This is a genomic window from Mesorhizobium sp. WSM4841, from assembly GCF_055811515.1.
This window is the reverse complement of the sequence record NZ_JBVVQC010000052.1, coordinates 21183-27405: the sequence shown is the minus strand read 5'-3', so window position 1 is coordinate 27405 and position 6223 is coordinate 21183. Positions and strand designations below refer to the sequence as shown.

Annotated in this window: 9 protein-coding genes; 7 read left to right on the top strand and 2 right to left on the bottom strand. The window is 64.5% G+C overall.

Going from position 1 to position 6223, the window contains the following annotated elements; translation table 11 throughout:
• Positions 1–165: 165 nt before the first annotated feature.
• The gene (locus AC0L14_RS33135; RefSeq protein WP_473489476.1) at positions 166–816 is read right to left on the bottom strand and encodes a TetR/AcrR family transcriptional regulator; all 651 of its coding nucleotides are present in this window, start codon (positions 814–816) and stop codon (positions 166–168) included.
• 114 nt (positions 817–930) lie between these two features.
• Here AC0L14_RS33135 and AC0L14_RS33130 point away from each other — a divergent pair, with 114 nt between their 5' ends.
• The 6 genes from AC0L14_RS33130 (at position 931) to AC0L14_RS33105 (ending at position 4465) form a co-directional block, all read left to right on the top strand.
• Entirely contained in the window at positions 931–1161 is a 231-nt protein-coding gene (locus AC0L14_RS33130) for a putative antibiotic biosynthesis monooxygenase (RefSeq protein ID WP_292213988.1), read from the top strand.
• A gap of 118 nt (positions 1162–1279) precedes the next feature.
• Positions 1280–2521, top strand: coding sequence for a bifunctional glutamate N-acetyltransferase/amino-acid acetyltransferase ArgJ (gene argJ / locus AC0L14_RS33125; RefSeq protein WP_473529461.1), 1242 nt, complete (start codon positions 1280–1282; stop codon positions 2519–2521).
• Positions 2521–3300 carry a GNAT family N-acetyltransferase gene (locus AC0L14_RS33120; RefSeq protein ID WP_473489479.1) on the top strand — a complete coding sequence of 260 codons (780 nt, stop codon included), beginning with the start codon at positions 2521–2523 and terminating at the stop codon, positions 3298–3300. Before argJ ends, AC0L14_RS33120 begins: the two co-directional genes overlap by 1 nt.
• A complete protein-coding gene (locus tag AC0L14_RS33115; RefSeq protein ID WP_473529460.1) occupies positions 3297–3719 on the top strand; it encodes a (deoxy)nucleoside triphosphate pyrophosphohydrolase in 423 nt (140 codons plus the stop codon). Before AC0L14_RS33120 ends, AC0L14_RS33115 begins: the two co-directional genes overlap by 4 nt.
• A 120-nt stretch (positions 3720–3839) precedes the next feature.
• Positions 3840–4187, top strand: coding sequence for a hypothetical protein (locus AC0L14_RS33110; protein WP_473529459.1), 348 nt, complete (start codon positions 3840–3842; stop codon positions 4185–4187).
• A gap of 98 nt (positions 4188–4285) precedes the next feature.
• Positions 4286–4465 (top strand): Flp family type IVb pilin, encoded by a 180-nt coding sequence (locus AC0L14_RS33105; protein ID WP_123149166.1) that lies wholly within the window; start codon positions 4286–4288, stop codon positions 4463–4465.
• Between the two features lie 33 nt (positions 4466–4498).
• Here AC0L14_RS33105 and AC0L14_RS33100 read toward each other — a convergent pair whose 3' ends face one another.
• Complete coding sequence (locus AC0L14_RS33100) at positions 4499–5371, bottom strand: methyltransferase domain-containing protein (RefSeq protein ID WP_473752046.1); 873 nt, start codon at positions 5369–5371, stop codon at positions 4499–4501.
• A 53-nt stretch (positions 5372–5424) separates the two neighbouring features.
• Between AC0L14_RS33100 and AC0L14_RS33095 the strand changes: the two genes are divergently transcribed.
• Positions 5425–6210 carry a ComF family protein gene (locus AC0L14_RS33095; RefSeq protein WP_123149164.1) on the top strand — a complete coding sequence of 262 codons (786 nt, stop codon included), beginning with the start codon at positions 5425–5427 and terminating at the stop codon, positions 6208–6210.
• The last annotated feature ends 13 nt before the right edge of the window (positions 6211–6223 follow it).

The following is a 6223-nucleotide window of genomic DNA, read 5'->3' as shown; positions in this document are numbered from 1 at the left end:
GCGTCTTCGACGCCTGGTTCAGACACCAGAAAATAGAAACCATCGACCTCAATGCCCTGGCTCGATAGGATGGCAAAACTGTTCGCGATGTCCTCGCACACCTGTTCGCGATGTCCCCAGTCCAAACAAAGGGGAGAAGGGAAGAAGCGCGGCGCCGAGATCGCCCTATCCTACGATGCGTCGACGCCTCCGCCGGACCGCCGCGGCGTCGAGCGAGCCGGCATCGTCAGCGGCTATGCCCTTCACCACATATCCAACCGCCTTGCGCAGCGTCGTTTCGTCTTCGTCGAGGCGATTGGTCAAAAGATGCGTCCAGGCAAAGGAGGCGACCAGGTCGGCGACGAGCGTGGCATCGACGTCGGCCGCCACTTCGCCTCTTGCCTTGGCGCGCTCGATCATCTGGCCGGTATGGGCATGGCGTCCTTTGGTGTATTCGACAAGCACGGCGGCCACGGTCGCATCCGACTGCGCCTCGGCGATCAGCGATCTGAAGACGCTGCCTGACGACGTATCATGCCAGTGCGAGAACAGGTTCTTCAGGAAGCCGACGAGATCATCCTCGAGGTTTCCGGTATCGGGATTTTCGACGCGCTTTAGCCGCTGATAGACGTCGAACAGCAAAGCGGCCTTGCTCGGCCACCAGCGATAGATCGTAGGCTTTCCCGCACGCGCCCGCCGCGCCACCGCTTCGATCGAGAAGCCGGAATAACCGGCCTCGACCAGCACCGCCTCGGCGGCGTCGAGAATGGCGTCGGCGCTGTCGGGGTTGCGTCGCGCGCCAATTGATTTGCGGGTCCGATCTGCGTCCTCAGCCATCTGCTTTTTTTCCTTATCGACAATTTCCTCAACATGCATATACGACCTCTCTTGACGAAACGGAACGGTCCGTTTTATATAACGGAACGTTTCGTAACGATAAGGAGAAGGCCAATGACCTCGACCGCCGCCCGCTTCTCGCGCCTCCGCTTTGCGCTGCTGGTGCTTGCCGGCGTCTATCCGCTGATCACCGCCATCCTCTATGTGGTGTTCCCGCTGACCGAAGAGTGGGAGATATGGCAACGCACGCTGGTCATCGCGCCGCTGATGGTCGCGATCATGATCTGGGGGCTCATTCCGGGCGTGCAGAAGATGTTCCGACGGTTCCTCAATCCTGCCCAGTGAGGTAAGCGTGGTGCGGCAGTTCGGTGTCGTCCGCAACGGTCGGGAAAACGCCCTTGCGCCGGCGCCCGCTATCGGGCAAACCGGCGTTCCGCTTGCGATTTTCCCGCCCGAGGTCTTCATGTCAGCCACGATTTCGCCGCTCGCGCCGAAAAAATATCCTAAAATGCCTGACATCGAGGGCGTCCGCATCGCCACTGCCGAGGCCGGGATAAAGTACAAGAACCGCACCGACCTGCTCGCCATGGTCTTCGATGCCGGCACCACGGTCGCCGGCGTGTTCACCAGGTCGAAATGTCCGTCGGCGCCGGTCGATTTCTGCCGGCAGAATCTTGCGCAAGGCAAGGCGCGCGTCCTGGTCGTCAATTCCGGCAACGCCAATGCCTTCACCGGCAACAAGGGCCGAGCCTCCACGGCAATGACCGGCGAGGCTGCAGCCAAGGCTGCGGGCTGCACGCCGGACGAGGTGTTTCTGGCCTCGACCGGCGTCATCGGCGAGCCGCTGGATGCCGGCAAGTTCAGCCACCTGCTCGCCGGACTGGTCAAGGAGGGCAGGCCGGATCTGTGGACCGAAGCCGCCAAGGCGATCATGACCACGGACACCTATCCGAAACTGGCGACCGCGACGGTAAAACTCGGCGACGCCGACGTCACCATCAACGGCATTGCCAAGGGCGCCGGCATGATCGCGCCCGACATGGCGACGATGCTCTCCTTCATCGCCACCGATGCGCCGATCGCAGCCCCAGTGCTGCAGGATCTTTTGTCGCGCGGCACGGCCAAGACCTTCAATGCGGTCACCGTCGACAGCGACACCTCGACCAGCGACACGCTGCTGATGTTCGCCACCGGCACGGCATCCAGGCGCGGCGCGCCTGACGTCACCGATGCCGGGGATGCGCGCCTCGGCGCCTTCCGCCGCGGGCTCGGCAAGGTGCTGAAATCGCTGGCGCTGCAAGTGGTGCGCGACGGCGAGGGCGCGCGAAAACAGGTCGAGGTCACCGTCACCGGCGCGAAATCGGCCCGCTCGGCCAAGCGCATCGCGCTGTCGATCGCCAATTCGCCGCTGGTCAAGACGGCGGTGGCCGGCGAGGACGCCAATTGGGGTCGCGTCGTCATGGCCATCGGCAAGGCCGGTGAACCGGCCGACCGCGACCTTCTGTCGATCTGGTTCGGCGATATCAGGCTGGCGCATGAGGGCGAGCGCGACGCCGCCTACTCCGAGGAGGCGACATCGGCCTACATGAAGCGCGACGAGATCCGCATCCATGCCGATATCGGCATCGGCCGCGGCAAGGCGACGGTGTGGACTTGCGACCTCACCAAGGAGTATGTCGCCATCAACGGCGATTATCGGAGCTGATGGCGTTGGTTTCCAGACATCCGGCAAGCGTGCTTGCCATCGTGCGCCGCTATGAGGCGGCCGGCTTTCGCGCCTGGCCGGCGGCGGCGGTCCATTATGACGGCACCTGGGTGGTGCGGCTGACGGCGGGTCATCCGGCCAAGCGGCTGAATTCGGTCAACCCGCTCGATCCGGGCGACATCCAGCACATTGCCGAGCGCATTGGCCGCGCCAGCCGCCGTTTCGACGCCTATGGCAGGCCGCTGACCTTCCGCATATCGCCGCTGTCGGGGCCGGTCCTTTCCAAACATCTCGACGCCGAAGGCTGGAGCACATTCGACGAATCGCTGGTGATGCGGCTGCCGCTGGCAGACGCCCAGCTGGACGCTGCCATGGACCAGATCCCGCTGAAGGACATCAGCCGCTTCATCGGCGCGTCGCTCAAAGTAAGCGGCTCGGATGTGTCGCTGCGGCCGGGCCTGTCGGAGATCATCGGCGCCATCCAGCCGGAAGCCGGGCTGTTCGCGCTCGAAAAGGGCACCGAACCGCTGGCGACGCTGATCTGCGTCCATGATGGCGATCTTGCCGGACTGTTCGAGATCGCCACCGACAGATCAGTACGCAACCAGGGCCACGGCCGTCACCTCATCCTGTCAGCGCTGAAATGGGCACGGCTGCGCGGCGCCCGGGAAGCCTGGCTGCAGGTCGAGGCCGACAATGCGCCGGCGCTGGCGCTTTATCGTTCGCTCGGGTTCGACGAAGTCTATCGTTACCATTATCGCCGGCCGCCCGGCGCATGACCGGCCCGAACCCTGTCGGCAAGCGCCTGCTCCTGGTCGCAGCCTGCGCGCTGGTCGATACCGACGGCCGCGTGCTGCTGGCGCAGCGGCCCGAAGGCAGGCAGCTCGCCGGCCTGTGGGAGTTTCCGGGCGGCAAGGTCGAGCCCGGCGAGACGCCGGAAGAATGCCTCATCCGTGAGTTGTACGAGGAGATCGGCATCGAGACCGATATTCCCTGCCTGGCGCCGTTCACTTTCGCCAGCCATTCCTACGATGATTTTCACCTGCTGATGCCGCTGTTCGTCTGCCGTCGCTTCCGCGGCATCGCGCAGCCGAAGGAGGGGCAGGTGCTGAAATGGGTGCGGCCGCGCCAGATGCGCGATTTTCCGATGCCGCCGGCCGACGCGCCGCTGATCCAGTTCCTCATCGATCTTCTGTGATTGTGCCGTCACTGCCCGATTTAGACAGCGTTAATGGAAGATTTATCTCGCTGTGAGAAATTGACGGCATGGAAAATCGAAGGGAAGGCCGTGTTCAGGCCTTCGCCGGAGGGCGGCTGCATGAGCCTCGACAGGGACTGGGAATCGATCCGACCCGACCGCAGCTTCAGCGCTGTCCATGCCGGCATGGGCATATTGCGGATCACGCTGCTGTTCGGCTCGGCCGCGGTGGCGCTGGCCTTGATCGCGACGCCCCTGCTCGACAGCCGGACGCGATCCGCCCGCGACCATTTTGCCGGCGGCCTCGACGGAATGAGCACAGGATCGGTCGGGAGCATAGGCTCGATTGGAAGCACGGGCTCGATCGGCCGTCGTGTTACCTACACGCTGCGCAGGAGCGTGCTGCAGCCGCTGCCCAGTTCGATCTGCGTGATACGCGACAATGGCAAGCGCAGCGGCGACTGCTGAGATGGTTTAAAGCGGTCGTTTCATCGCCTGTTAAGCCTGTGCCGTTAACCTTTCTTAACAGGTCGACGCTAGGGTTCCGGCAAGCGGGATCGACGGTCATGAAAACAGTGCTGCAACGATTTTTGGAAGACAAGACCGGCGCGACGGCCATCGAATATGGGCTGATCGTGACCGTGCTGTCGCTTGCCATCATAGGCGGCATCGGCCAGGCCGCAGACGCAATGGCGTGGCTGTTCAGCGACAATTCCAGCAAGCTTGTGAACGCTTTCGCGCAGTGATCACGGCCGGCCAGCCGCATCCGTAGAATCCGGTCAACGCCCGCCGGGATCTTCCAGTATCGTCTTCAGCGATATTTTCGCCGAGCCGGGCTTCAGCGGTTTTTGCTGCGAGGCGTCGGGCGCCCAGCCTGACATCCAGACGATCGGAAAACTCGCCCTGACGCGACCATCGGCATCCGAAAACCGCTCGGCGTAGATTTCGGCGACGCGGGCAAACAGCCTTCGTGTGCCCGGTCGCCTGCTGCGGTCGATGAGCGCGCTGGTCTCGCCCATCGCCCGCAGGTCCGCCATCAGGCCGAACAGGGAATCGTAGCGCACCGTCACCGTCTCGACATCGGCGACGGGCAAGGCCAGGCCGGCGCGTTGCAAAAGCGCGCCGGCGTCGCGCACGTCGGTGAACGGGGTGACGCGCGGGCTGGCGCCGCCGTAAAGCTCGGTCTCGGCGGCGAGGAGGCTTTCGCGCAGCTCGGAAAGCGTACCGGCGCCGGCAAAAGCGCCGAGGAAAAGACCGTCCGGCTTCAGCGCGCGGCGGATCTGAACCAGCATGCCGGGAATGTCGTTCATTGCCTGAAGGGACAAAAGAGACACCGCGAGGTCGAGGCTTTCCGGCTCGAATGGCACGGTCTCCAGCGGCGCCACCAGTCCGGCGGCATCGCCCAGGAACATAGCGTCCGCCTCCACGCGTATGATGTCCGTCACCTTGCCGCTTGTCGCGAGCACGTCGACCGCCGCCGGCGTCTGGCAAAACAGCACGGCCGCTCTGTCGAATTTGCGCTCGACGGCGCCCAGCCGCTCGGCAAGCTCCTCGGCCGCCCGCCGCATCAGGAAATCCGCGCCGGCAGTCGGTCGGGCGAGCGCCCGGCGCTTGTGCGCCAGCCAGAGAGAAGTATCGACTATAGGTTGCAACTGACGGTTCCTGGTTTCCGCTGTCTGATATAGGGTGGCGGAGGAGCAACCACGTGGCCGATCCAATGCCAGATATCAAGAGTACCGCTCGAAAGGCATTGGACTGGCCGGCGCGCATCCTGTTTCCGCCGGTTTGCGCCGGCTGCCGACGGCATGTCTCGCAGCCCGGCGTGCTGTGCGGCGCCTGCTGGCCGAAGCTCAGGCTTCTGGAGCGGCCATGGTGCCCGGTGATGGGCACGCCGTTCATCCATCACATGGGCGAGGGGTTTCTGTCGGCCGAGGCGATCGCCGACCCGCCGCCCTTCGAGCGCGCGCGGGCCGCGGTCGCTTATTCCGGTGTCGCCCGCCAGATGGTGCAAGGGCTGAAATACCAGGATCGCACTGACCTGGCGCCGTGGATGGCGCGCTGGATGCTGCGCGCCGGTGCCGAACTGATCGCGGAGGCCGATGTGGTCGTGCCGGTGCCGCTGCACTGGCGGCGTTTTTTCAGGCGCCAGTTCAACCAGTCGGCGGAACTGGCAAGGGCGGTATCGCAACTTGGTGGCCTGCCTTTTGCGCCCTCGGCGGTCAGGCGCGTCAAACTCACCCGCCAGCAGGTCGGGCTGGAGCGGCGGGAACGCGAGGAGAATGTGCGTGCCGCCTTCAGAGTGCCGGAGGAGGCCGAGATCGAGATCGCCGGCCGCCGGGTGCTCTTGATCGACGATGTCTATACCACCGGCGCCACTGTCCGCGCGGTCGCCAAGGCGCTGAAGAAGGGCGGTGCCGGGACCGTCGACGTGCTGACCTTTGCGCGCGTGCTGCCGGGGGACTTTCGGGCCGACGAGTCCGCGACTATATAGATTGAAGAAAGGC